Origin of the sequence: Huijunlia imazamoxiresistens (genome assembly GCF_037132455.1) — a bacterium.
GTDB lineage: Bacteria > Bacteroidota > Bacteroidia > Chitinophagales > Chitinophagaceae > Flavisolibacter > Flavisolibacter imazamoxiresistens.
This window is the reverse complement of the sequence record NZ_JBBBEI010000073.1, coordinates 1-3,093: the sequence shown is the minus strand read 5'-3', so window position 1 is coordinate 3,093 and position 3,093 is coordinate 1. Positions and strand designations below refer to the sequence as shown.

6 protein-coding genes are annotated in these 3,093 nt (G+C 41.4%); all 6 read right to left on the bottom strand.

Going from position 1 to position 3,093, the window contains the following annotated elements:
- Positions 1 to 188 (bottom strand): transposase (locus V9K67_RS26870; protein WP_336728192.1); only part of this gene is annotated, 188 nt, incomplete at its 3' end.
- Positions 189 to 403: 215 nt separating this feature from the next.
- Positions 404 to 787, bottom strand: coding sequence for a hypothetical protein (locus tag V9K67_RS26865; RefSeq protein ID WP_336728190.1), 384 nt, complete (start codon positions 785 to 787; stop codon positions 404 to 406).
- Positions 788 to 980: 193 nt separating this feature from the next.
- A complete protein-coding gene (locus tag V9K67_RS26860) occupies positions 981 to 1,172 on the bottom strand; it encodes a hypothetical protein (RefSeq protein ID WP_336728187.1) in 192 nt (63 codons plus the stop codon).
- Positions 1,173 to 1,181: 9 nt separating this feature from the next.
- Positions 1,182 to 1,706, bottom strand: a complete 525-nt coding sequence (locus tag V9K67_RS26855; RefSeq protein WP_336728185.1) for a hypothetical protein — start codon at positions 1,704 to 1,706, stop codon at positions 1,182 to 1,184.
- A 271-nt stretch (positions 1,707 to 1,977) separates the two neighbouring features.
- Positions 1,978 to 2,397, bottom strand: a complete 420-nt coding sequence (locus V9K67_RS26850; protein ID WP_336728183.1) for a lysozyme inhibitor LprI family protein — start codon at positions 2,395 to 2,397, stop codon at positions 1,978 to 1,980.
- Between the two features lie 147 nt (positions 2,398 to 2,544).
- The gene (locus tag V9K67_RS26845; protein ID WP_336728181.1) at positions 2,545 to 2,994 is read right to left on the bottom strand and encodes a hypothetical protein; all 450 of its coding nucleotides are present in this window, start codon (positions 2,992 to 2,994) and stop codon (positions 2,545 to 2,547) included.
- Positions 2,995 to 3,093: the final 99 nt, after the last annotated feature.

Genomic DNA, 3,093 nt, shown 5'->3' with positions numbered 1-3,093 from the left:
CCTTCGCCCTGGCTCTGCTGTTCTTTTGCCTTATAACGGCTTTTCCAGCGGTAGATGAGGTTTTCTCCGATGCCCAGAGATTGAGCGATCTCAGGCACAGGTCGGCCGTTAAAGACCATTTTCAAGACTTCTTCTTTGAAGGCTGCATCATATTTACGACGCTTTTCCGGACCCATTTTCTCTTTCATTTGTTTGGCTAATTTAAGGCTAATTCACTGTCCGGTATTAATGCAGCACCTCAGTTCACCCTGAAACTGCAGCCCAAACTTGTTTTATATCTGAAGATTAGATTTAAAAGCTTGGCTTTACTCGTCATGTCGGAACATCTGCCGAACAGCAGACAAAAGCCGAAGAGTCTTCCGTCGCCCCGCCATGACGAGCCACATGTTGTAGGCTCGCAGGATTATTTATATTGAATATAATGTCCATTTAAGAGATATTGGCGCGGTGTATTGGGCAATGTCTTCCATCCCTTTACAGGCATTACCTTCAATAAACTGTCTACCACCTCACCTTCATCCAAGTGCTGATGAATAGCTGGATTATGGGGTAGTAGCTTAATAAAAATGTATGCCCCTTCCCGATTAGGCTTATAATCAAAGAACGGGAGAAAGCTGCCGGTATAGCGTTTATCATTAAAAATGTACTCTATATAATAATGCGGTCCACTCTTTCCTGAAGCAATCTTTGAAATCCTCGCTGCATAGTACACACCATTTCGGAGTTGGCATTTTTGAACTTGTCCGATAACCGCAGAGCTTAAAAGAAATAACAAGATGCTAGCCATTAGAATAGCTGAGACTCTTTTCTCAGTTGGCTGAATTCTGTACCATTCGGTGATTTTTGTTAATCGAAATATCATACAAAACCTAGGTCACTTGGTTGCCTACAACGTCCGAGGGTGTGGCGAAGGGCGGAAAATCAAGGTAATTCAGTTCAATCCTAGGCTGAAGTCAAAAAGCATTATAATAGCTGAGCCATTATTTTTCAGCCCGCCTTTTGCCAAGACCATGTTGGGCGAAGTTCTCCTTCTCAGCAGGCCGCTTGGAAGGCTTACGTGCTGTCTTCTTTTGTTTATCCTGCTTAATCCACTCACTTATTCGAGCAAAGTCCTGCTCGGAGGGCTGGCGCCCAGTAGTAAGAAAATCAACTTTTTTGGCTTCCTTGATCATATTCGCAATTTACTGATTTTGTGGAAAATACTGTGTTACAAGCTTTAGCGCAGCAGTTGTATCAATAGCCATAATATTGCCAAAAAGAACACTTGCACCCAGTGCTTGCTTGTAGTGGTCAATTAGTCGGGTTTTGCTCTCAAAGGAGACGTATCCCTCATAACCTTGGTCAAAGGAAAGCTTACAAGCAAATGCCACTAAATTTCCTGGAACTCCCAGATAAACCTTTTTTACGCCACGGTTGAACTTAGCACTCTCAATAAGTGACATAAAGATGTGATCGCCCCGATCCTGTATAGAGATGAGCCCTTGAATAATATCAGCATTTCCCTTAATAACAAGCTTAAACACATGGTGGCCTGACAGCTTTCCTTCCTTTTTCCAGTCGAAGAGCCAGTCTTCTTTTTTCAGTTTACGCAAATCGGCCGATGTTATCGCAAGCACATCTGTAGGGAAACTGTCACCTGTTATTGCATTTTCTACTGATCGGGTAAGTTTATCTATTTCAATGTCAAAAGGCTGCTGCTTTGCCATGTTCGAAAATAGCATATTTTAATCAGTAGAGACTCTCAGCCCGTCTAGAGGGCATTTCGCCCAACGCTCAGGGGCTTTGCGATCGTGGCGGCATTCCATGATTCGTCGCTCCGGAACTGTGGCCCCAAATTATTTTATTGCTGAAGATAAGAATTAAAAGCCTGGCTTTGTTCGTTGCGCTGGAACCTAAGCCGAACAGTGGCCAAAAGCCGAGGTTAGTAACGTCGCCCCGCCATGACGCAAAGCCGCATGTTGTAGGCATTCATCAGTTTTATTGCTGTGTAAGTAATTCATAGTACCCCATCAGATCAATCGCACGTTGCCTCACAATCTGCATCTTCTTATCGGCTATTACAACATTCCACATTGAGCCATCTTTACTACCGTAAACCTTTAAATAGAACTTCACCTCTTTTTCTTTAAACAAGAGCCATTCTCTTTGTGTTTCCCGCAAAGTTTGTTTTTCATCAACAGACAGTGTGCCCAAAAGAAGTTTGTAATATTTGTTCAATTCAGCATCCCAATCCTTTTCTGCATTTTCTTTACATTCAACTAGACCAATCGTGCTGCCGTTGGTCTCTTGACACTTTTTCAACTTTGTATCGATTGCATGCTGTCGGCTATCCTGCCCAAAGGAAATTTTACAAGACAAAACGATAATCACAGTCAGAATTATTAATAATTTTCTCATGAGGTCTTTTTGATTGCCTATAACACCCTATTAGCGGCATTTACTCCATGAAAGTGTCTCCCGCCAAGTTATCATTTGTAAAGATGAAATCAGCGTTTTTCAGAGTATTAAATGCTCCAAGAACTTCTTCGCTCAGCTCTGGGTATTTTAGCTTGAATGTTGTTGATTTGTGCTGCTTTTGTTGAAGTACAAACTTGGTGCTTTTTTGCGTCGGGAGGAAAACGTCACAAATCCTTTACAATAAACTTTTTCAATTTTTCGGAACGGAATATGCAGATTTATGTGTTTTCCGACTATTGCAAGCTCTTTTGGATGGAAGATTAGGATTGCTGACTTATAAAGTCTCATGTTGTAGTAAAGCCAAAAGGTAACAGAAAATCCGACAACAGAATAAGCAGAAACAGTTTTTAGCCATTTTGGAATAACTAAAATATAGTATGCAGTCGCCATTTCTCCCGATGCGTATCGGGTTGGAAGCATGATAACATAAAGGATAAACAAAGCCACACAAAGGAAAAAAGCTACCCCAAAAAGAGCATTGTTTAAATACGGTATTCGCCGTCTAATTAGTATCTCAAATTCTTTGTGTGTGTCCATTACAGGGTTTCTAATTGCCGCTAACGTCAGTTTGTCTAAAAACTGATGTTTTGTTCGAATCTAAGGATTAATAAAGTCGTTACAAAGCCTTATGCGGCA